This window comes from Actinokineospora pegani (assembly GCF_009745975.1).
Taxonomy (GTDB): Bacteria; Actinomycetota; Actinomycetes; order Mycobacteriales; family Pseudonocardiaceae; genus Actinokineospora; species Actinokineospora pegani.
Window position 1 is genome coordinate 163,160 of sequence record NZ_WHOL01000064.1, and the last position, 21,281, is coordinate 184,440.

General features: G+C 74.0%; 21 protein-coding genes. 10 read left to right on the plus strand and 11 right to left on the minus strand.

Annotated elements, in window-relative coordinates; translation table 11 throughout:
- Entirely contained in the window at positions 1-1,191 is a 1,191-nt protein-coding gene (locus GCL84_RS09135; protein ID WP_156754952.1) for a cation:proton antiporter, read from the plus strand.
- Here the strand turns inward: GCL84_RS09135 and GCL84_RS09140 are convergent.
- Positions 1,181-1,735 (minus strand): DUF1707 domain-containing protein, encoded by a 555-nt coding sequence (locus GCL84_RS09140; RefSeq protein WP_156754953.1) that lies wholly within the window; start codon positions 1,733-1,735, stop codon positions 1,181-1,183. The two genes, GCL84_RS09135 and GCL84_RS09140, sit on opposite strands and share 11 nt — an antisense overlap.
- 93 nt (positions 1,736-1,828) lie before the next feature.
- Between GCL84_RS09140 and xerD the strand changes: the two genes are divergently transcribed.
- The 8 genes from xerD (at position 1,829) to GCL84_RS09180 (ending at position 8,618) form a co-directional block, all read left to right on the plus strand.
- Positions 1,829-2,752 (plus strand): site-specific tyrosine recombinase XerD, encoded by a 924-nt coding sequence (xerD, locus tag GCL84_RS09145; protein WP_235926101.1) that lies wholly within the window; start codon positions 1,829-1,831, stop codon positions 2,750-2,752.
- A gap of 16 nt (positions 2,753-2,768) precedes the next feature.
- Positions 2,769-3,785 carry a Gfo/Idh/MocA family protein gene (locus GCL84_RS09150; protein WP_156754954.1) on the plus strand — a complete coding sequence of 339 codons (1,017 nt, stop codon included), beginning with the start codon at positions 2,769-2,771 and terminating at the stop codon, positions 3,783-3,785.
- A 39-nt stretch (positions 3,786-3,824) separates the two neighbouring features.
- Positions 3,825-4,130 carry an ArsR/SmtB family transcription factor gene (locus GCL84_RS09155; protein WP_156754955.1) on the plus strand — a complete coding sequence of 102 codons (306 nt, stop codon included), beginning with the start codon at positions 3,825-3,827 and terminating at the stop codon, positions 4,128-4,130.
- Between the two features lie 89 nt (positions 4,131-4,219).
- Positions 4,220-5,143: a ParA family protein gene (locus GCL84_RS09160; RefSeq protein WP_156754956.1), complete on the plus strand. Its 924-nt coding sequence runs from the start codon at positions 4,220-4,222 to the stop codon at positions 5,141-5,143.
- On the plus strand, positions 5,140-5,505 hold the full coding sequence (locus GCL84_RS09165; protein WP_156754957.1) for a hypothetical protein: 366 nt from the start codon (positions 5,140-5,142) through the stop codon (positions 5,503-5,505). The genes GCL84_RS09160 and GCL84_RS09165 overlap by 4 nt, the downstream gene beginning before the upstream one ends.
- Positions 5,502-6,329 (plus strand): segregation and condensation protein A, encoded by an 828-nt coding sequence (locus tag GCL84_RS09170; RefSeq protein WP_156754958.1) that lies wholly within the window; start codon positions 5,502-5,504, stop codon positions 6,327-6,329. The genes GCL84_RS09165 and GCL84_RS09170 overlap by 4 nt, the downstream gene beginning before the upstream one ends.
- A gap of 704 nt (positions 6,330-7,033) precedes the next feature.
- Positions 7,034-7,708, plus strand: a complete 675-nt coding sequence (gene scpB, locus GCL84_RS09175; RefSeq protein ID WP_235926108.1) for an SMC-Scp complex subunit ScpB — start codon at positions 7,034-7,036, stop codon at positions 7,706-7,708.
- Complete coding sequence (locus tag GCL84_RS09180; protein WP_156754959.1) at positions 7,698-8,618, plus strand: pseudouridine synthase; 921 nt, start codon at positions 7,698-7,700, stop codon at positions 8,616-8,618. The genes scpB and GCL84_RS09180 overlap by 11 nt, the downstream gene beginning before the upstream one ends.
- Positions 8,619-8,903: 285 nt before the next feature.
- Here the strand turns inward: GCL84_RS09180 and GCL84_RS09185 are convergent, their stop codons facing one another.
- From GCL84_RS09185 to GCL84_RS29950, 10 genes are all read right to left on the minus strand, one after another.
- Complete coding sequence (locus GCL84_RS09185; RefSeq protein WP_156754960.1) at positions 8,904-9,524, minus strand: NUDIX domain-containing protein; 621 nt, start codon at positions 9,522-9,524, stop codon at positions 8,904-8,906.
- Complete coding sequence (locus tag GCL84_RS09190; RefSeq protein ID WP_156754961.1) at positions 9,521-11,227, minus strand: CTP synthase; 1,707 nt, start codon at positions 11,225-11,227, stop codon at positions 9,521-9,523. The genes GCL84_RS09185 and GCL84_RS09190 overlap by 4 nt, the downstream gene beginning before the upstream one ends.
- Before the next feature lie 224 nt (positions 11,228-11,451).
- The gene (locus GCL84_RS09195; RefSeq protein WP_156754962.1) at positions 11,452-12,396 is read right to left on the minus strand and encodes a copper transporter; all 945 of its coding nucleotides are present in this window, start codon (positions 12,394-12,396) and stop codon (positions 11,452-11,454) included.
- Positions 12,393-13,580: a putative cytokinetic ring protein SteA gene (gene steA / locus GCL84_RS09200; RefSeq protein WP_156754963.1), complete on the minus strand. Its 1,188-nt coding sequence runs from the start codon at positions 13,578-13,580 to the stop codon at positions 12,393-12,395. Before steA ends, GCL84_RS09195 begins: the two co-directional genes overlap by 4 nt.
- A gap of 279 nt (positions 13,581-13,859) precedes the next feature.
- Entirely contained in the window at positions 13,860-15,653 is a 1,794-nt protein-coding gene (gene recN / locus GCL84_RS09205; protein WP_197523121.1) for a DNA repair protein RecN, read from the minus strand.
- An 87-nt stretch (positions 15,654-15,740) separates the two neighbouring features.
- Entirely contained in the window at positions 15,741-16,649 is a 909-nt protein-coding gene (locus tag GCL84_RS09210) for an NAD kinase (protein ID WP_235926102.1), read from the minus strand.
- Complete coding sequence (locus tag GCL84_RS09215; protein WP_156754964.1) at positions 16,646-17,452, minus strand: TlyA family RNA methyltransferase; 807 nt, start codon at positions 17,450-17,452, stop codon at positions 16,646-16,648. The genes GCL84_RS09210 and GCL84_RS09215 overlap by 4 nt, the downstream gene beginning before the upstream one ends.
- Before the next feature lie 4 nt (positions 17,453-17,456).
- Positions 17,457-17,651 carry a hypothetical protein gene (locus tag GCL84_RS09220; protein ID WP_156754965.1) on the minus strand — a complete coding sequence of 65 codons (195 nt, stop codon included), beginning with the start codon at positions 17,649-17,651 and terminating at the stop codon, positions 17,457-17,459.
- Positions 17,652-17,660: 9 nt separating this feature from the next.
- Positions 17,661-18,662 (minus strand): HAD-IIA family hydrolase, encoded by a 1,002-nt coding sequence (locus tag GCL84_RS09225; protein ID WP_156754966.1) that lies wholly within the window; start codon positions 18,660-18,662, stop codon positions 17,661-17,663.
- Positions 18,659-20,074 (minus strand): tetratricopeptide repeat protein, encoded by a 1,416-nt coding sequence (locus tag GCL84_RS29950; protein WP_235926103.1) that lies wholly within the window; start codon positions 20,072-20,074, stop codon positions 18,659-18,661. The genes GCL84_RS09225 and GCL84_RS29950 overlap by 4 nt, the downstream gene beginning before the upstream one ends.
- A 162-nt stretch (positions 20,075-20,236) precedes the next feature.
- On the opposite strand from GCL84_RS29950, the gene GCL84_RS09235 reads away from it, so the two are divergent.
- The coding region (locus tag GCL84_RS09235) for a hypothetical protein (protein WP_197523117.1) at positions 20,237-21,281 on the plus strand (1,045 nt) is incomplete at its 3' end.

Here is a 21,281-nt window from a genome sequence, read left to right on the forward strand (position 1 = left end):
TTGCACAACACAGCCATCTCCCTGATCGAGCTGGGAGCGGTCTTCTTCGGCCTGGGCATCCTGGGCAGGCTCGCGTGGAAGATCGGCGTCTCACCCATCCCGCTCTACCTGCTCGGAGGCCTCGCGTTCGGCGCGGGCGGCCTGGTCCCCCTGGAGGGCATCGAACCGTTCACCGAGCTGTCCGGCGAGATCGGGGTGGTGCTGCTGCTGTTGCTGCTCGGCCTGGAGTACTCCGCCGCCGAGCTGGTCACCGGCCTGCGCCGCTCCTGGCTGGCGGGCGTGCTCGACATCGTGCTCAACGCCGCCCCCGGCGCGGCCGTGGCCTTCCTGCTCGGCTGGGGCCCGGTCGGCGCCCTGGCGATGGCGGGCGTCACCTACATCTCCTCGTCGGGCATCATCGCCAAGGTCCTCGGCGACCTGGGCAGGCTCGGCAACCGCGAGACCCCGGTCGTGCTGTCCATCCTGGTCTTCGAAGACCTCGCGATGGCCCTCTACCTGCCGATCCTCACCGCGGTCCTGGCGGGCACCACCCTGCTGGGCGGCCTCACCGCCGTCGGCGTGTCGCTGATCGTCATCACCGTCGTGCTCGTCGTCGCCCTCAAGTTCGGCCGCTACGTCTCCATGGTCGTCGACAGCCCCGAACCGGAGGTCTTCCTCCTGCGCCTGCTGGGCGCGGCGCTGCTGGTCGCGGGCCTGGCCTCCCAGCTCCAGGTGTCGGCGGCGGTCGGCTCGTTCCTGCTGGGCATCGCCATCTCCGGCTCCACCGCCGAGAACGCCACCAAGCTCCTGGAACCCCTCCGCGACCTGTTCGCGGCGGTGTTCTTCGTGGTGTTCGGCCTCAACACCGACCCCCGGTCGATCCCCCCGGTGCTGGGCTACGCCATCGCCCTGGCGGTGATCACCACCATCACCAAGCTGGCCACGGGCTGGTTCGCCGCCCAACGCCAGGGCATAGCCAGGATGGGCCGGGCCAGAGCGGGCGCCGCCCTGGTCGCCCGCGGCGAGTTCTCGATCGTCATCGCCGGACTGGCGGTGGCCGCTGGCGCGGTCGACGGCCAACTCGCCGCCCTGGCGACGGCCTACGTGCTGCTGATGGCCATCCTCGGCCCGGTCGCCGCCCGGGTGGTCGAACCCGCCGCCCGCGCCATGCAGCGCCTGGCCACCCGCGGCAGCGCCCCGGCTAGTCCCTGAGCCGTCGCCCGTAGTTGTCGGTGCCGCCGTTGACCAGCAGGATGACGCCGTCGACGATCGACCACAGGCTGAGGGCGCCGCAGGTGAACAGGGTGCCCAGGAGCATGCCGACGGCCATGCCCGCGTGGCCGGTGTAGAAGCGGCCCGCGCCGAACGGGAGCAGGATCTGCAGCAGGCCCGCGGTGACCTTGGACTTGTCCGAGTAGCCCATCGGCTGCACCGGGTAGTGCACCGGCGGCGGGTACGCGGGCGGGTAGCCCGGAGGGGGCGGCGGGTGCATGGCGCCCGGGTGGGGCGGGAACGGGGCGGGCGGCGGGGCCGACCAGATCGGCGGGGCCATGAAGGGCGGGTACGGGGCGGGCAGGTCCGCGAACAGGACCTGCAACTCGGCGCGGGTGGTGGCGGCGGTGGCGTGGCCGACGCGCTCGTCGTACTCGTGGACCTGGAGCCTGCCCGCCGAGAAGTGCTCGCCGAGCACCCGCATGGCGTCCTCGCGCTCGAGGTTTCCGACGCGAACGTCCTCGGGGTCCGGGGGGTGGCTCATTCTCGACACACTACTTCGACGGGGCGGGGCGCGGAGTGGTTTCCTCCGCGCGTCGCGACCTGGCAGGCGGCCGGGCGCACTACCATCCGCCGCGTGAGCGCAGCCCCGGAGCCGGTTTCGCGCACCTACCTGGACCACCTCGCCGTCGAGCGGGGGACGGCGGCCAACACCCTCGACGGGTACACCCGCGACCTGCGCCGCTACCTCGACCACCTGGCCGCGCACGGCGTGGCCGACCTGGGGCAGGTCACCGAGCGGCAGGTCGCCGACTTCCTGGCGCTGCTGCGCACCGGTGACGACGAGCACCCGCCGCTGGCGGCGTCGTCGGCGGCGCGGGCGCTGGTGGCGGTGCGCGGGCTGCACCGGTTCGCCGTGCGGGAGGGGCTCATCGAGACCGACGTCGCGCGCGAGGTCAAGCCGCCGACCCCGCCCCGGCGGCTGCCCAAGGCGCTGCCGGTCGACGACGTGCTGCGGCTGCTGGAGTCACCGCTGGGCGACGGGCCCGGGTCGCTGCGCGACCGCGCGCTGCTCGAGGTGCTCTACTCCACCGGCGCGCGCATCTCCGAGGCCGTGGGACTGGACCTCGACGACGTCGACGCCGTGGACCGGACCGTGCGGCTCGACGGCAAGGGCGGCAAGCAGCGCATCGTCCCGATCGGTCGCCCGGCGCTGGAGGCGCTCGAGGTCTACCTGGTGCGCGCCCGACCCGACCTCGCCGCCCGCGGCCGGGGCACGCCCGCGGTGTTCCTCAACCTGCGCGGCGGGCGGCTGACCCGGCAGAGCGCGTGGAACACCCTCAAGGTCGCCGCCGAGCGGGCGGGCGTCACCGGCACGGTCTCCCCGCACACCCTGCGGCACTCGTTCGCCACCCACCTCATCGAGGGCGGCGCGGATGTGCGGGTGGTGCAGGAGCTGCTCGGGCACGCCTCGGTGACCACCACGCAGATCTACACCCTGGTCACCGTCACGACCCTGCGCGAGGTGTACGCCACGGCACACCCCCGGGCCACACGGTGATCGACACACTGGACCCATGCCGCAACCGCTGACCCACGACGGCCCAGTGCGCTGGGGAATCCTCGGCGCGGGCGCCATCACCGCCAGCGCGGGCCCCGACCTGCGCGACACCGACGACTGCGCGGTGCACGCGGTCGCCGCCCGCGACCTGGACCGCGCCCGCCGGGCCGCCGACGGCCTGGGCGCCCCCGCCGCGTACGGCTCCTACGCCGAACTGGTGGCCGACCCCGACGTCGACGTCGTCTACGTCGCCACCACGCACGGCCAGCACCTCGAGCACGCGCTGCTCGCGATCCAGGCGGGCAAGCCCGTGCTGGTGGAGAAGGCGTTCACCCTCACCGCCGCCCAGGCCCAGCAGGTCGTGCACGCCGCGCAGGACCACGACGTGTTCTGCATGGAGGCCATGTGGACCCGGCAGCACCCGCTGCTGCTGCGCGCCCAGGCGCTGGTCGCGGACGGCGCGATCGGCGACGTCGTCGGGGTGCGCGCCGACCTGGCCATGGCCCTGCCGTTCGACCCGGCGCACCGGCTGTTCGACCTGGCCGCGGGGGGCTCGGCGCTGCTGGACCTGGGCGTCTACACGGCGGTGTACCCGTGGCTGTTCATCGGCCCGCCCTCGGGCACCAGCACCACCGGGCGGCTGTCGCCGACCGGGTCGGACTCCACCGCGGCGATGCTCTGGTCGTACCCGGGCGGGCAGTGGGCGCAGCTTTCCTGCACGGTCGAGGGGCCCTCGGCCAACGAGGCCGTCGTGCTGGGCACGACCGGGTGGCTGACCTTCCGCGGGCCGCTGTACCGGCCGCCGGAGCTGGTCGTGCACCGCGGCGGGCCGCTCGAGGGGACCGACGAGGTGCTGACCGCGCCGCTGGCAGGCAACGGGTACGGGCCGCAGTTCGCCGAGGTCGCCCGCTGCCTGCGCGCCGGGCTGGCCGAGAGCCCGACCGTGCCGCTGGCCGACACGGTCGGGGTCATGGCGGTGCTGGACGCCGCGCGCCGCGACCTGGGGGCGCGGTTCCCGGCCGACATGAGGTGATCTCGCACTCACACCGCGCGGAAGGCCTAGGGTGAGCGCGTGCACGAGCCGACGATCGATGAGGTGCGGCTGGCCGGGGTGCTGCACGCGCTCAGCGACCCGACCCGGCTGGCCGTGGTGGGCCAGCTCGCCAGGTCCGGTGAGCTGCCCTGCGGCGAACTCGACGTCGCGGTGGCGAAGTCGACGCTGTCGCAGCACCTGCGGGTGCTGCGCGAGGCCGGGCTCACCAGGACCCGGCCCGACCGCAACCAGCGGTGGCTGTCGCTGCGCCGCGACGAGCTCGACCGGCTCTTCCCCGGCCTGCTCGACGCCGTCCTGGGCGCGCTCACCGGCGCGCGGGCTTGATCGAGCAGCGGCGAGCCGCGTTGGTGGCGGTCCCGCGCGCGCCTACGCTGCGGAGGTCAGGACCGCAGGCGACAAGGAGCTAGATCGCCATGTCGACACTTCCGCGCTCGGAGCAGGGTCGGGGGCTGAGCATCGCCCCGAGGGACTCCGACGACGACGGCGTGGACGAGCCGGTCGTCGCCGGGACCATCGGCCCGACCGGCCGCCCGCGCAGGCAGATCCCCGAGCCGCCGCTGGTCGACCGGCACGGGCCCGCGCGCGTCCTGGCGATCTGCAACCAGAAGGGCGGGGTCGGCAAGACCACGTCCACGATCAACCTCGGCGCCGCGCTGACCGAGTACGGCCGCCGGGTGCTGCTGGTCGACTTCGACCCGCAGGGCGCGCTGTCGGTCGGCCTGGGCATCCCCCCGCACGAGCTGGAGCGCACCATCTACAACGTGCTCATCGAGGGCTCGGTGGGCGTGCGCGACGTCGTCATGCGCACGATCGTGGACAACCTCGACCTGCTGCCCAGCAACATCGACCTGTCCGCGGCGGAGGTGCAGCTCGTCTCCGAGGTCGGCCGCGAGCACTCGCTGATGCGCACCCTGCGCCCGGTGCTCGACGACTACGACTTCATCCTGGTCGACTGCCAGCCCTCGCTGGGCCTGCTGACGGTGAACGCGCTGACCGCCGCCGACGGGGTGCTGATCCCGCTGGAGTGCGAGTACTTCAGCCTGCGCGGGGTGGCGCTGCTGATCGACACGATCGACAAGGTGCGCGACCGGCTGAACCCGAAGCTGTCGATCACCGGCATCCTGGCGACCATGTTCGACCCGCGTACCCTGCACTCGCGCGAGGTCATGGCCAGGGTGGTCGACGCCTTCGGCGAGATCGTCTTCGACACCGCCATCAACCGCACCGTGCGCTTCCCGGAGACGACCGTCGCCGGGGAGCCGATCACGACCTGGGCCCCGCGGTCGGCGGGCGCCAAGGCCTACCGCCAACTCGCACGTGAGGTGATCGCCAGGTGACCAGGAGAGTGCCGCTCCCGGGAGCCGACGAGCTGTTCCGCTCCACCGTCCCGATCTCCGCCCACCGCCGGATGCCGGAGCCCCCCTCGGTGCCCGCCCTGTTCGACGCCCCGCCCGCGGCCGAGCGGCCGCCGCGCGGCACGCCCCGGCAGAAGCACACCGCGAAGATCACGGTGTACGTCTCCGACGAGGAGTTGCTGGCGCTGGAGCAGGCGCGGCTGGCGCTGCGCGCGGAGCACGGGGTCGCGGTGGACCGCGGCCGGGTGGTGCGCGAGGCCGTGGCGGTGCTGCTGGCCGACCTCGAGCAGCACGGTGACGAGTCCGTGCTGGTCCAGCGCCTGCGCCGGGACGAGGGCCGGTGACCGCCGTCGCCGACACCCCCACCGCGCAGGAGGCGGGGGACGGCAAGTTCCGGGTGCGGCTGTCGAACTTCGAGGGCCCGTTCGACCTGCTGCTGCAACTGATCTCGCAGCACCGGATGGACGTCACCGAGGTCGCCCTGCACCGGGTGACCGACGACTTCATCGCCCACCTCAAGGCCATGGGCGATGACTGGAGCCTCGACGAGACCACCGAGTTCCTGGTGGTGGCCGCGACCCTGCTCGACCTCAAGGCCGCCCGGCTGCTGCCGCAGGGCGAGGTCGACGACGAGGACGACCTGGCGCTGCTGGAGGCCAAGGACCTGCTGTTCGCCCGGCTGCTGCAATACCGGGCCTACAAGCAGGTCGCCGCCCTGTTCGCCGAGCTGGAGACCACGGCGCTGCGCCGCTACCCCCGCTCGGTGTCGATCGAGGACCGCTTCCAGGACCTGCTCCCGGAGGTCATGCTCGGCGTCGACCCGGCCCGCTTCGCCGAGATCGCCGCCGCCGTCTTCCGCCCCAAGCCGCCCCCGGTCGTGTCCACCGACCACATCCACCAGCGCTCCGTGTCGGTGCGCGAGACAGCGGGCCTGCTGCGCCTGCGGCTGGCCGAGCACGGCAAGCTGACCTTCGCCGAGCTCATCGCCGACGCCGAGGACACCCTGGAGATCGTCGCCAGGTTCCTGGCCCTGCTGGAGCTCTACCGCGAGGCCACGGTCCTGTTCGAGCAGGAAACCCCCCTCGGCGAACTCGTCGTCGAGTGGACCGGCGAGGCCGACCCGCCGCCCGCCACCCCGACCGACCCCGAGGACGAGGACTACGGGTGAGCACCCCCGACGACAACCACCTGCGGATCAGCGACGAGGTGGCCGAACGCCTGGCAGGCCTGTTCACCCCCCGCGACCGCCCCGGCGACCCCGCCCAGCCACCCCCCGAGCCCGACGACCAGCCCGCCACCGGGTCCCGGACCCCCGCCCCCGGCACGCCCGAGGCCGCGCGGGCGAGAGCCGCCCAGCCCACCGGCCACCCGGCTGACCGGCCCGACGCCGAGGCCACCCAGGCAGGCGAGCCCGCTGGAACGCGGCCCGCCGAGCAGGTCCAGACCGGCGCCGCCGATCCCCAGGCCGACCCGGCTGAGCCGGCCCGCGCCCCCCGCTCCCGGCCCGCGCCCGCCCAGCCCCGGAACGAGACCGCCCAGGCGGGCGCCACCCACACCAGCGGCGCCGAGCCCGCGAAGGCCCACCCCGGGGCCGAGACCGCCCAGGCGGGCGCCACCAAGCCCCACGCCGACCGGGCTGGGGCACCCCGGGCCCGCGGCACCCGATCCCGGAACGGGACCGCGCAGGCGACCACCGCCCACCACGAGACCGCCCAGACCGGTGGCGGCGGGGCGTCGTTCGAGCCCGACGACCAGGCAGCAGGCGAGTCCGCTGGAACGCGGCCCGCCGAGCAGGTCCAGACCGGCGCCGCCGATCCCCAGGCCAGTCCCACCGAGGCGGCCCAGACCGGTGCCGGTGACGGCGGGGCACCGATCGACGAGACCGTCGACGACCTGGTCGACGACGCCACCGAGGCGACCGTGGCGGAGATGGCCGCGTCCTTGCCGCCGGAGGAGGAGGTCGACGGGGAGGCGGTGACCAACGGGCTGCGGTTCCCTGACCTCACCGAGGACGACGCGTTCGACTCGGCGTTGGAGGCGGTGCTGCTCGTGGTCGACTCGCCCGCGGAGACCGAGGTGCTCGCGGCGGCGTGCGACCAGTCGGTCGGGCGGACGCGGCAGGCGCTGCGCCGGTTGCAGGCCCGGTACACCGAGACCGGCAGCGGGATCGACCTGCGGCGGGTCGGCGAGGGGTGGCGGCTGTTCACCCGCGACCGGTACGCGCCGGTGGTGGAGAAGCTGCTGCTCGACGGGCAGCGGGCGAAGCTGACCAGGGCGGCGTTGGAGACGCTGGCGGTGGTCGCGTACCGTCAACCGGTCACCCGGGCCCGGGTCGCCGCGGTGCGCGGGGTCAACGTCGACGGCGTCATCCGCACCCTCGTGGTGCGCGGCCTGATCGAGGAGACCGGGACCGACTCCGAGACGGGTGGAATCCTGTATCGGACCACCGAGTTGTTCTTGGAGCGGTTGGGGCTGTCCTCGTTGGAGGACCTGCCCGCGATCGCTCCGCTGTTGCCGGAAGTGGAAGCGATCGACGATGTCTCCTAGGCCGAACCAGCCATCCGGGTCCCGCGGGGGCAAGCGGGCCGACCAGGGCAAGCGGGGCGCCGCCGGGTCAGGCCGCGGCCAGGCCCCGCGCGGCGGGCAGCCCCAGCGCCGGGGCGGCGCCCAGCCGCCCCGGGTGAACAAGCCGCAGCCGCGCAAGCCGCTGTCGGCCAGCGAGCAGAACGAGGGCGTGCGCCTGCAGAAGGTGCTCTCCAGCGCCGGGGTGGCCTCCCGCCGCGCCGCCGAGGAGCTCATCGACCAGGGCCGCGTCCAGGTCGACGGCGAGATCGTGCGCGAGCAGGGCCGCCGCGTCGACCCCGAGACCGTGGTCATCCACGTCGACGGGGTCCGCGTGAACGTCCGCGAGGACCGGGTCTACATGGCGCTGAACAAGCCGCAGGGCATGCACAGCACCATGACCGACGACCTCGGCCGCCCCTGCGTCGGCGACCTGCTGCGCGAGCGCGTGGACAAGCTCTTCCACGTCGGCCGCCTCGACGCCGACACCGAGGGCCTGCTCCTGCTGACCAACGACGGCGACCTCGCCCACAAGCTGATGCACCCCTCCTTCGAGGTCGCCAAGACCTACCTGGCCGAGGTCCCCGCCCCCGTCGGCCGCGACGTGGGCAAGCGCCTGCGCGAGGGCGTGGTCCTCGAGGACGGCCCCGCCAAGGTCGACTCCTTCCGCCTGGTCGACAGCCACGCGGGTAAGGCCATGGTCGAGGTCGTGGTCCACGAGGGCCGCAAGCACATCGTCCGCCGCATGCTCGAGGAAGTCGGCCACCCCGTCACCAAGCTCATCCGCACCCAGATCGCGGGCGTCCACCTGGGCAACCAACGCCCCGGCGGCATCCGCAGCCTCAACCGAGCGGAGATCGGCGCCCTCTTCGACGCCGTGGACACCGACGACTAGCCAGTTCCCCTCTCCACCCACCCCCCATCAGCCCAGGCCCCACCCCCGGCGCCTGGGCTGACCCATATCCCCACGACCGCACCCACCCCACAACCCCTCTCCCCACCCCACCACCAAGCCCAGGTCCTCCCCCGTACCCCCCACACCCCTGTCACACCCCGGCCTGGCCCCACTCCTGGCCGCACTTAGCTCCGGGGGATCGGTGTCAAGGGTGGGNACACCGATCCCCCGGAGTTAAACAATCCGCGGCCCCACAGGACAGGCTCCCCCAGCCACAACAGGCCCCTACCCCTGCCGCCGACCAAACGCCGTAGACCGACTGGGCCAGGCAGCATCAGCGACCCGGACCGCCCCCACCCCCGAATCAACAACCTGCGCAGCCAACACCCCAGCCACAGCCGAGGTGTTCACCATCTCCCCCGAGAACGCCATCCGCACAGCCTCCCCCAGGGGAACCCGGCGGATCACCAGATCCGCCTCTTCTTCCCCCATGTCCGGCCGCTCAACCTGCCGCAACCCAGTAGCCAAGTACACGCGCACGGTCTCATCGGTGAACCCAGGGGACACAGCGAGGTCCACAAGCACGGACCACTCCTCGGCCGCCAACCCCACTTCCTCCACCAGCTCCCGCTGAGCGGCAGCCAACGGGTCCTCGCCGTCGTGGTCGACCAGCCCAGCGGGCAGCTCCCACAGCCGGTCCCCCACCGGGTGCCGGTACTGGTGGATCAACACCACCTGCCCCTCGTCGTCCAGCGCCACCACGGCCACCGCGGGCAGGTGCTCAACGACCTCGCGGTCAGCGACATCCCCGCCGGGCATCCGGATCGAGTCCACCCGCAGCGCCAGGATGCGCCCCACATGGACGTCCCGTGTGGACACCAGCTCGAACTCGTGCCGCCCGCTCACGACGACGCCCCGGCCGAGATCTGCTCGTCGTCCAGCACAACGGGCAGCCGGGCAGCCCGCAGGTACCCCAGCGCGGCCTTGATGAACCCGCTGAACAACGGGTGCGGCCGGGTGGGCCTGCTCTTGAGCTCCGGGTGCGCCTGCGTGCCGACGAAGAACGGGTGCTTGTCCGCCGCCAACTCCGCGAACTCGACCAGCCGCCCGTCCGGCGAGGTGCCGGAGAACACCACACCGGCCTTGGTCAGCCGGTCCCGGTAGGCGTTGTTGACCTCGTACCGGTGCCGGTGCCGCTCGGAGACCTCCCGCGCGCCGTAGACCTGGGCGACGATGGACCCCGCCGCCAGTGTCGCCGGGTACGCGCCCAGCCGCATGGTGCCGCCCATGTCGCGCTCGCCCGCGACGACGTCCTGCTGGTCGGCCATGGTGGAGATCACCGGGTGCTTGGTGGCCTCGTCGAACTCGGCGGAGTCGGCGTCGGCGATGCCCGCGAGGTTGCGGGCGGTCTCGATCACCATGCACTGCAGGCCCAGGCACAGGCCCAGCAGCGGGACCTTGTTCTGCCGGGCGTGGGTGATGGCGCCGATCTTGCCCTCGATGCCGCGCACGCCGAAGCCGCCGGGGATGAGCACACCGTCCACACCGGCCAGTGCCTGCGCGGCCCCGGCCGGGGTCTCGCAGGTGTCGGAGGCGACCCAGACGACCTCGACCTTGGCCCGGTGGGCGAACCCGCCCGCGCGCAGCGCCTCGGTGACCGACAGGTACGCGTCCGGCAGGTCGACGTACTTGCCGACCAGGGCGATCCGCACCGTCTCGGTGGGCTTGTGCACGCGGTCGAGCAGGTCGCCCCACACGGTCCAGTCGACGTCGCGGAACGGCAGGTCGAGCTTGCGCACCACGTAGGCGTCGAGGCCCTCGGTGTGCAGCACCTTGGGGATGTCGTAGATGGAGCGGGCGTCCACGGCGGCGACCACGGCGGCGGTGTCCACGTCGCACATCAGCGCGATCTTGCGCTTGAGGCCGTCGGGGACCTCGCGGTCGGCGCGGCAGACGATGGCGTCGGGCTGGATGCCGATGTTGCGCAGCGCGGCCACCGAGTGCTGGGTGGGCTTGGTCTTGAGCTCGCCGGAGGGGGCCAGGTAGGGCACCAGCGACACGTGCAGGAAGAACACGTTGTCCCGGCCCACGTCGTGGCGGACCTGGCGGGCGGCCTCGAGGAACGGCAGCGACTCGATGTCGCCGACGGTGCCGCCGACCTCGGTGATGACCACGTCGGGGGCGTGCCCGGTCTCGTCCGGCTCGGACATCGCCAGCACCCGCGACTTGATCTCGTCGGTGATGTGCGGGATGACCTGCACCGTGTCGCCCAGGTACTCCCCGCGCCGCTCCTTGGCGATCACCGCGGAGTAGACCTGCCCGGTGGTGACGTTGGCCGCGCCCGCGAGGCTGCGGTCGAGGAAGCGCTCGTAGTGGCCGATGTCCAGGTCGGTCTCGGCGCCGTCGTCGGTGACGAACACCTCGCCGTGCTGGAACGGGTTCATCGTCCCCGGGTCCACGTTCAGGTACGGGTCGAGCTTCTGCATCGTGACCCGCAGCCCGCGGGAGGTGAGGAGCTGACCCAGGCTGGAGGCGGTCAGGCCCTTGCCCAGCGAGGAGGCGACGCCCCCGGTGACGAAAACGTGCTTGGTCGTGCGCGCGTGCTGCACCAACGAGGCTCCCGTGGTCGATCTGAGAGGTTGTCCGAGTCTGCTGACTCTCCTCGGCTTGGCGCTACGGCCGCACCGGTCCACGGGGTTTCACGATAACACCCGCCGGACCGGGCCTCGGCCCGGCACCGGCCCGAGGGGGTGGGAAATGTCCAACCCGACCCGGTGCCCGACCGGGCCCACCCCCGCCCGGCCCCGGCGGGTCACCCGGACGGGCGAGGGACTCACTCCGTGGGGGCGCCCGGCGCGGCGGCCTGCGCGTTGCCCGCGATGCCGTACCGGCCCGCCTTGTCGGCCAACTGCTCGCCCAGGGCCAAGACCGCCACCACCCGGCCCGCGGGCGTGTCCACGTTGTCCACAGTAGACAAGATGCTGGTGGCGGCGGTGTCCGCGCGCACGACGCCGACCGGGCCCGCCCCGTCCGCCGAGCCCTCGGTGGTGCCCGCCAGGACCGCGCCCGCCCCGGAGCGGTCGACCTGGGCGGCGAACCGGGCCACGGTGGCGGCCCGGTCGCCCGCGGCGTCGCCGGTGGCCTCGCCGCCGGTGAGCACGATCGCGAGCTGGGCGGGCCGCAGGTCGGGCTGGGCCTCGACGAAGCCGCCCTCGGTCAGCCCGGTCAGCGCCGCGGCCGACTCCGCGTCGGAGACCTGCGGCTGGTTGTCCGTCTTGGAGATCAGCAGCAGCGGCCCGAGCAGGCCGCCCGCCAGCGTGCCCGGGTCGGACACGGTGGGGAGCTGCACCCCGGTCGGCAGCAGCCGGGTGACGACCTCGCGCAGCTCGTCGGCGCGCGCCTGGTCGGTGAACGCCTCGGTCAGCCGCAGCTCGGCGGTGACGGTGGCCCCGGACGCGGCCACCAGCCCCTTGAGCGCGTCGCGGTCGACCGGGCTGGCGTCGGCGGTGGTGACGATGGCGACGGTGCGCTCGTCCAGCGCGCCGCGCACGACCGACGGGCCGGTGGCGGTCGCGTACGACTCGGCGTCGCCCAGGCGGGCGTTGAGCGCGTTGCGCTGTTGCTCCAACGTGGACACCTGGCTGCCCAGGTCCCCGTTCTCGGCGCTGAGCCCGGACAGCAGCGTGCGGCTGAGCGTCGTGGAGCCGAGGACGACCCCGACGGCCAGCGCCAGGAAGACCGCCGCGATCGAGATGACGTGGTAGCGCAGGGAGATCACGACAGCAGCCCCTTGATCCAGGTGACGACCGAGTTCCCCGCCTCGACCGCCCAGTCGGTGTACGCGGCGGCCACGCCGGAGACCGCCACCGCCGCGGCGATGGCGACGAGCGCGGCGACCACCAGCAGCAGCACCGCCGCGGGCGAGACCCGGCTGCGGTGCAGGGTGGCCACGGCCTTGGCGTCGACGAGCTTGCTGCCCAGCTTGAGCCGGGTCAGGAAGGTCGACGGGTTGGACCCCGACCGGCCGCGGTCGAGGAACTCCCGCAGCGTCGCCTGGAACCCGACGGTGACCACCAGGTCGGCCCCGTGCGCGTCGGCCAGCAGCAGCGCCAGGTCCTCGGCGTTGCCGGAGGCGGGGAAGGTCACCGCGCCGATGCCCAGGTCCTGCACCCGCCGCAGGCCGGGGGCGTGCCCGTCGTGCTGGGCCGGGACGACCACCTCCGCCCCCGAGCGCAGCGCCTCGGTGGAGATGCCGTCCGGGTCGCCGACGATGACGTCGAGCCGGTGCCCGGCCTTGAGCAGCGTGTCCGCCCCGCCGTCCACCCCGACCAGCACCGGCCGGTGCTCGCCGATGTAGCGCTTGAGCAGCTTGACGTCGTCGACGTGCGCGGTGCCCGGCGCGACCACGACCACCTGCCGCCCGCGCAGCGGCGTGCGCAGCTCCGGCACCCCGATCCCGTCGAGCACCAGCAGCCGCTCCCGGCGCAGGAACTCCATCGTGTTCGCCGAGAACGCCTCGAGCTGGGCCGACATCCCCGCCTTGGCCTCGATCATCTGGTCGGCCACCGACGACGGGGTCTGCCGCGTGCCCGACACCAGCTCCTTCTCGCCCGCGAACACGGCGTTGTCGTGCAGCCGCACCTTCGACCCGTCGCGGATCGCGCGCAGCGCCTCGGACCCCACGTCGTCGATGAGCGGGATGTGCGCGTCGATCAACAGCTCCGGACCCATGTTCGGGAACCGCCCGCTGATCGACGGCGAGGCGTTGACCACGGCGACGACCTCGGCCTCGATCAGCGCCTGCGCCGTGGCCCGGTCGAGGTCGAGCTGGTCGAGCACGGCGACGTCCCCGGGGGACAGCCGCCGCAGCAGGTCGCGGGTCCGGCGGTCCACCCGCGCGATGCCCGTGACACCGGGGAGGGGGACCTGCTGGGTTCGGTTGAGCAACCCGGGGAGCTTCATGCCGCCGATGGTGACCGACGCGGACGCGCGGCCTGGCCCAACACGCCGGGGACATCCACCGGGCGAGTGACGGTCACCGCAGGTGGCGGGCGACCCGTGATCGATCCTCACTCTCTCGTGCCGTCCCCCACCCGTTCGCCCCGCCCCGACGTGTCCGCTCAGACGCCACGGTCACCACGAGCTGCCGCGTCGCGCAACGCGCTGCGAGGCACAGTCGGAAGCGGTCCGCCGCGACGCCAGCCCGCGAATCGCCGACACCGACCTGATGGCCGAGCACACCTAGGGCCGCTTGCGCTTGGTGGGGCGGGGTTTGCCCGTCAGCTCCCAGTCGTGCTTCTCGCCCTCGGCGAGGTGCAGGAGTTCCTCGGCGTGGGCGCGGCCGGTCTCGGTGGAGTCCATGCCCGCCAGCATCCTGGCCAGCTCCACCACCCGGTCGCCCTCGTCCAGGGTGCGCACGTCGCTGCGGGTGACCCCGCCGTGCACACCCTTGTCGACGATGAGGTGGCGGTCGGCGAACGCGGCCACCTGCGCGAGGTGGGTGACGACGATGACCTGGTGGCTGCGCGCCAGCCGGGCCAGCCTGCGCCCGATCTCCACCGCCGCCCGACCGCCCACGCCCGCGTCGACCTCGTCGAAGACCAGGGTCGGCACCGGGTCGGAGTGCGCGAGGACCACCTCGATGGCCAGCATCACCCGCGACAGCTCACCGCCGGAGGCGCCCTTGTGGATGGGCAGCGGCTGCGCGCCGTCGTGCGCGACGAGCAGCACCTCCACCTCGTCCACGCCGCCCGCCCCGGCGTGCAGCAGCGCGCCGCCCACCTCCAGCGCCAGCGGGTCGCCCGCGTCGGCCGGGCGCGGGCGCACCGAGATCTGCAGGCTCGACTGGCCCATGGCCAGCCCGCCCAGCTCGTCGGTGACCGCCTTGGCCAGGGCGTCGGCCGCCTCGACGCGCGCGGCGGTCAGCCCGGTGGAGATCTCCGCCAGCCGCACCGCCAGCGCCGAGCGGCGCGCGGCCAGCTCGGCCAGCGCCTCCTCGGAGGTGTCCATCCCGGCGAGCTTGGCCGCGGCGTCGCGGCCCCAGGCCAGGACCCCGTCGACGTCCGCGGCGTACTTGCGGGTGAGCGCCTTGAGCTCGGCCTGGCGGGCGAGGACCTGCTCGAGCACCGCCGGGTCGGCGTCCAGGCCGTCGAGGTAGGCGGTCAGCTCCGCGCCGATGTCGGTCAGCAGCACGGCGGCCTCGGTCAGCCGCGGCTCCAGCTCGCGCAGCCGCGGGTCGTCGGAGCCCGCCAGCCTGCGCTGCGCCTCGCCGAGCAGACCCAGCGCGCCCGGGACGTCGGGGTCGCCGTCCGGGGAGCCCGAGACCGCGTAGGAGGCCCCGGTGGCCGACTCGCGCAACTGGTCGGCGTCGGCCAGCCGCTTGGCCCGCTCCACCAGCTCGGCGTCCTCGCCGGGCTGCGGGTCGACCGCGGCGATCTCCTCCAGGCCCAGCCGCAGGATCTCCGACTCGCGCACCAGCTCCTTGGCCCGCGCGGTCCGGTCGGCCAGCTCGGTGCTGACCTGGATCCACTCGTCGCGCACCCGCTGGTAGTCCGAGAGCGCGTCGCCGACCGGGTCGCCCGCGAAGCGGTCCAGGACCGCGCGCTGCTCGCTCGAGCGCAGCAGGCGGAGCTGGTCGTTCTGCCCGTGCACGGCGATGAGCTGCTCGGCCAGCTCGCCGAGCACGCCCACCGGCACCGACCGCCCGCCCAGGTGCGCCCGGGACCGGCCGTCGCTGTTCACGCTGCGCAGCGCGATCAGGCTGCCGTCCTCCTCCGGGTCGGCGCCCGCGCCCGCGGCGGTCACCGCGGCCGGGGTCCCGGTCAGACCCTCGAACCGCCCCTCGACGGAGGCCTTGGACTTCCCGCTGCGGACCCGCGACGCCTCGCCCCTGCCGCCGGACAGCAGGTGCAGCCCGGTGACGACCATCGTCTTGCCCGCGCCGGTCTCCCCGGTCACGACCGTGAAACCGGGGTGGAGCTCGAGCGTGGCCTCGTCGATGACGCCGAGGTCCTGGATGCGCATCTCGGCTAGCACAGAGGGCACCCTACTTGCTCGCACCGTCAGTCGGCAGCGTCCATCCCCAGCGCACCGCCGCGAACCCGGGCGGGCGGGTGAGCGAGGTCACCGCGACCGCCACCCGTGCACCGGCAGGTCGAACTTGTCCACCAGACGGTCGGTGAAATGCCCGCTCGAGAGCCGCACCAGCCGCACCGGCGTCCGACCGCCCCTGACCTCGATCCGCGCGCCCGGCGGGATCACCACCGTGCGGCGCCCGTCGCAGCACAGCACGGCCTCGTGCCCGTCCGGGGCGATCTCCACCGCCACCCGCGACCGGGGGCTGACCACCAGCGGCCGGGAGAACATCGCGTGCGCGTTGCTCGGCACCACCAGCATCGCCTGCACGTCCGGCCACACGATCGGCCCGCCCGCCGAGTAGGCGTAGGCGGTCGACCCCGTCGGCGTCGCGCACAGCACCCCGTCGCAGCCGAACGACGACACCGAACGGCCGTCGACCTCGATCAGCACGTCCAGGATGCGCTCGCGGCTGCTCTTCTCCACGCTGGCCTCGTTGAGCGCCCACGTGTCGGCCACGACCTTGCCGTCCAGGGTCGCGGTGACGTCCACCGTCATCCGCTCCTCGACCACGTACCGCAGATCGATCACCCGCTGCACCGCGTCGGCCAGGGCGTCGGACTCGGCCTCGGCCAGGAAGCCGATGTGCCCGAGGTTGACCCCCAGCACCGGCACGCCCGCCGGGTGCGCCAGCTCGGCGGCGCGCAGGAACGTCCCGTCGCCACCGAGCACGAACACCAGCTCCACGCCCGCCGCGGCCGTCGGCCCGACCCGCACCACCCGGCTGTAGCAGGACGGGTCCAGGTCCTCGGCCTCGTCGTCGAGCACGCGCAGCCCCACCCCGGCCGCGCCGAACCAGCCCGCGACCTTCTCCGCGACCCGCCGGTTGTCCACCCGGCCGGTGTGCACGACCAGCAGGATCTCGCGCCCGGAGCCGGGCGCCACCTCGGCGGTCACCGTGGCCCCTCCTCGACCGCGACCGCCACCATCGCCGCGACCCGCTCGTCCTCGACCGGCTCGCCCTTGCGCAGCCAGGCGAAGTACTCCACGTTCCCGGCGGGCCCCGGCAGCGGCGACGCCGCCACCCCATGCACCCGCAGCCCGGACTCGCCTGCCGCGCGCAGCACCGAGCGCACGGCGTCGGCCCGGTGCCCGGGGTCGCGCACGACCCCTCCCGAGCCCAGCCGCTCCTTGCCCACCTCGAACTGCGGCTTGATCATCGGGATGACGTCGGCGTCCGGCGCGGCGCAGGCGGCCAGCGCGGGCAGCACCAGGCGCAGCGAGATGAACGACAGGTCCGACACGACCATGGCGGCCTCGCCGCCGATGGCCTGCGGCGTGATCTCGCGCGCGTTGGTCTTGTCCATGATCACCACGCGGTCGTCGGTCTGCAACCGCCACACCAACTGCCCGCGCCCCACGTCGACGGCCACGACCTGCCGCGCGCCCCTGCGCAGCAGCACGTCGGTGAACCCGCCGGTGGACGCGCCCGCGTCCAGGCAGCGCTTGCCGTCCGGGGACAGGTCGAACGCGTCGAGCGCGCCGATGAGCTTGTGCGCGCCGCGCGAGGCCCACCCCGGGTCGTCGGCGTCGTCGCGGACCACCAGCGCGGCCGCGGTCTCCACCCCGGTGGCCGCCTTCGTCGCCACCGAGCCCTGCACCGTCACCCTGCCGTCGGCGATGAGCTGCGACGCGTGGTCGCGGGAGCGGGCGAGCCCCCTGCGCACCAGTTCCGCGTCCAGCCGCGCCCTCCTGGGCACCGGCTCAGACCTTGTCGATGGCGGCGAGCGCGGCGGTCAACGCCACGTGCACGGCGTCGAACCTGGCCACGTGCTCGTCGACCGGGAGCTGGTCGAGGCCGTCGAGCCCGGCCACCGCCTCGGCGATCGCCTCGTCGCTGACCGGCTGCGGCCCAGGCGGTCCGGGGACCGGCGGTCCTGGCTGGGGCACTGGTTGCACGGGTTCACGCTATCCGATGGCGAGACCGAGGGTGGTCAGGGCGCTGCGGACGCTGTCGGAGCGCGCCCGGATCGGGGGGACGGGACCGCCCGCGGCCCAGTGCGCCGCGCACAGCGAGCGCAGCAGGTCGAGCGGGTCGCCGTCGCCGTCGACAGTGAGCGCCCCGCCCTCGGCGGTGACCGCCCAGCCCGGCCGCGCGGCGACCAGCAGGTCGTCGGCAGGCTGGGTGAGGGCGGTGAGGTCCTGGGCGAGGTAGGTCGGCCGCTCGTGCGCGGCGGCGGCCAACACCGTCGCGGCGGTGGCGACCCCGGTCAGGACCAGCAGCGAGTCCACGCCCGCGGTGACCGCGCCCTCGATGTCGGTGTCGAGCCGGTCGCCCACCACCAGCGGCCTGCTCGCCCCCGCCGAGCGGATCGACTGGTCCATCAGCGGGGTGGCGGGCTTGCCCGCGACGACCGGCTCCTGGTCGGTGGCCACCCGCATGGCGTGCACCAGCGACCCGTTGCCGGGCAGCAACCCCCGCTCGCTCGGCAGCGTCCGGTCGACGTTGCAGGCCACCCAGAGCGCCCCGGCACGGATGGCCAGAGCCCCCTCGGCCAGGTCCTCCCACGTCATCTTGGGCGAAAGCCCTTGCGCGACACCCGCGACCCCGGCGCTGAACCGCCGCACGGGCACGAGCCCGACAGCGGTGACCTCGTCCACGAGCGCGTCGGTGCCCAGGACCAGCACGGTGTCGCCGGGCCCGAGCTCCCGGGCGAGGACGGCGGCGGCCGCCTGCCCGCTGGTGCTGACCTCGTCGACGTCGGCCCGCACGGACATGCCGCGCAGGTGCTCGGCCACCTCGACGGGCGACCGGGACGCGTTGTTGGTGACGAACCGAACGGCGACCCCCTTGGCGTGCGCGGCCGCCACGGTCTCCGCCGCGGCGGGCAGGGCCTGCCCGCCGCGGTAGACGGTGCCGTCCAGGTCGAACAGCAGGGCGTCGTAGCGGTCGAGCAGGCCCTCACTCATCGCCGGTCGGTCCCCCGCTCCTGCGCCGAGGACCCCACCCCGGACGACTCGATCCCGGACGACGCCGCCCCGACGGCGTTCGCCTCCGCTGCCGAGCCCTCGGCGGGCACAGCCTTGACCACCGCGGCGGACTCGGTGGCCGCCTCGGCGCTCTCCTCGACCTCGACCGCGTTAGCGCCTGCGGGCACGTCCCCGGTCTTGGCGCCCGGGACAGCCTCGGGTGCGTCGGCACTTCCGTCGCTCTCGACCGCCTGCACCGCAGCAGCACTCTCCTCGACCACGTCAGCGGCCGCAGACACACCACCGGCCCCAGCGACCGGGACGGACTCAGGTGCGCCAGCGCTCCCGTCGCTCTCGACCGCCGACACGTCCACAGTGGAGTCGGTGGCCATCTTGGCGCTCTCCTCGACCGCGTTAGCGGCCGTAGGCGCAGCACCGGCCTCGGGGGAGCCGGTGCTGCCACCGCTCTCGATCGGGTCGGCGGTCGCGGGCACGCTCTCGGCGGCCGCGTCGGTGCTCTCGTCGATCTCGATCGTCTCGCCGGGGAGGGCCGCGGCGATCTCGGACTCGTCGGCGCCGAGGGCGAACGCGCGCTCGGCGGCGTCGGTGTCCTCGTCGTCGTCGGCCTGGGCGGCGTTGAGGAACCAGCGGATGGCGTCCTGGTCGCGGCCCGCGGCCTCGAGGTTGTCGGCGTAGGCGTAGAACAGGCGCGCGCTCCACGGCTTGCGCACCTGGGGGTCGAGGTCCGCCCCCTGCAGCGCCACCACGGCGGCGTCGAGCTGGCCCATGTCGCGCCGGGCGCCCGCGCTGACGATCCGCAGCTCCACGGCCACGGCGGGGTCGACGTCGGGCCCGGCCTCCTTGGCCAGTTCCAGCGCCCGCTCCGGCCTGCCCAGCGCCCGCTCGCAGTCGGCCATGACGGCGATGTGCGTGCTGCCACCGCTCATCCGGCGAACCGCGCGCAGCTCGGAGAGCGCCTCGGACCACTCACCGGCGTGGTAGGCCGCGATCCCCGCAGCCTCCCGAACCACGGCGACCCGCGCCGCGCGCTCACGGGCGTACCGGGCGTGCTTGAGCGCGCGCTCGGGGTCCTCCTCCAGGAGCATCCCCGCCGCCACCAGGTGCTTGCCCACGAGCTCGGCCAGCGACTTGGGCAGGCTGCGCAGCCCGGCCCGCGCGTCGACGTCGAGCTGGGAGTACTCGATGCCCTCGGGCACGAACAGCCCGCCCTCGGCCGGTCGCACGTCGTCGCGGTCGCGGCTGTCCCGGTCCCAGTTGTCCTTGTACCGCCGGGGTTCCCGGGGCCCCCTGTCGTCCCGGTCAGGCTGCCTGGTCACCTCGACGACAGCGGCGCCCTCGGAGCGCGACGGCTCCGGGTCCGCCTGCGGCTCACTGGCGATGGCAGGCGTCACGTCCGCCTCGTCAGCGGCCTCCTCGCGCTCCGGCGCGCTGGAACCGCGCTCAGCGGAAACGAGGTTCTCGCGGATGAAGTCGTCGCCGACGGCCCCGACCTCGTCCTCAACCGGCTGGCCGACCGACGGCCGCTCCTCCTGCCGGGGCGCGCGGTCAGCACGGTGTTCGGTGGTGCGAGGCCCACGGTCGTCACGGTTGTCACCCCGGAAGCCGCTGTCACGCGACCCGCGGTCCTCACTGCGCCCCTGGTAGCCGCCTTCACGACGCGGAGCCTGGTCGTCCCTGCGGTAACCGCCCTCGCGCGATCCACGGTCGTCCTTGCGGTAGCCGCCTTCGCGGCGGTCGTCGGTGCGCGACCCACGATCATCCCTGCGGTAGCCACCCTCACGGGGGCCGCTGTCGCGCGCCCCGCGGTCGTCCTTGCGGTAGCCACCCTCACGAGAGCCGCTGTCGCGCGACCCGCGGTCATCCTTCCGGAACCCGCCGTCACGCTGGTTCTCGCGCGATCCGCGGTCGTCCTTGCGATAGCTACCTTCGCGGCGGTCGTCCTTGCGGTAACCGCCTTCGCGGGGACCGCTGTCGCGCGACCCGCGGTCATCCTTGCGGAACCCGCCCTCACGCTGATTCTCGCGCGACCCACGGGCGTCACCACGGAAACCGCTCTCGCGGGGACCACTGTCACGCGACCCGCGGTCGTCACGCTGATAGCCGCCACGGCGGTCATCGCCACGCGGTCCGCGGTCATCACTGCGGAAACCACCCGTGCGGGGACGGTCGTCGCGGTTCTGGTAGCCGCCCTCGCGGCGCGGGCCGCGGTCGTCCCGGTCGTCGCGGCGCGGGTAGCCACCGGTGCGGGGGCGGTCATCGCGGGAATCGCGGTCGTCCCGCCGGTAACCGCCCTCGCGGCGGTCGTCGCCACGCGGCGCGCGGTCGTTCTTGAAACCACGGTCGTCCTTGCGGAAGCCGCCCTCGCGGGGGCCCTTGTCGCCGCTGCCCCGGTAGCCGCCACTCTCACGCGGGCCGCGGTCGTCACGCTGGTAGCCGCCACCACCGCGGTTGTCGTCGCGGCGCGGATAGCCGCCGGTACGGGGGCGGTCGTCACGCCGGGGAGCGCTGTCGCGGTCGTCCTTGCGGTAGCCGCCGCGGTCGTCGCGGTTCTGGTAGCCGCCCTCGCGGCGCGGGCCGCGGTCGTCCCGGTCGTCGCGG

What these genes read in the sequence shown, in the direction of transcription:
- GCL84_RS09140 (WP_156754953.1), bottom strand. Translation starts at nt 1,735, where the DNA reads ATGAGCCACCCCCCGGACCCCGAGGACGTTCGCGTCGGAAACCTCGAG.
- GCL84_RS09150 (WP_156754954.1), top strand. Translation starts at nt 2,769, where the DNA reads ATGCCGCAACCGCTGACCCACGACGGCCCAGTGCGCTGGGGAATCCTC.
- GCL84_RS09160 (WP_156754956.1), top strand. Translation starts at nt 4,220, where the DNA reads ATGTCGACACTTCCGCGCTCGGAGCAGGGTCGGGGGCTGAGCATCGCC.
- steA (WP_156754963.1), bottom strand. Translation starts at nt 13,580, where the DNA reads ATGAAGCTCCCCGGGTTGCTCAACCGAACCCAGCAGGTCCCCCTCCCC.
- GCL84_RS09180 (WP_156754959.1), top strand. Translation starts at nt 7,698, where the DNA reads ATGTCTCCTAGGCCGAACCAGCCATCCGGGTCCCGCGGGGGCAAGCGG.
- GCL84_RS09225 (WP_156754966.1), bottom strand. Translation starts at nt 18,662, where the DNA reads ATGAGTGAGGGCCTGCTCGACCGCTACGACGCCCTGCTGTTCGACCTG.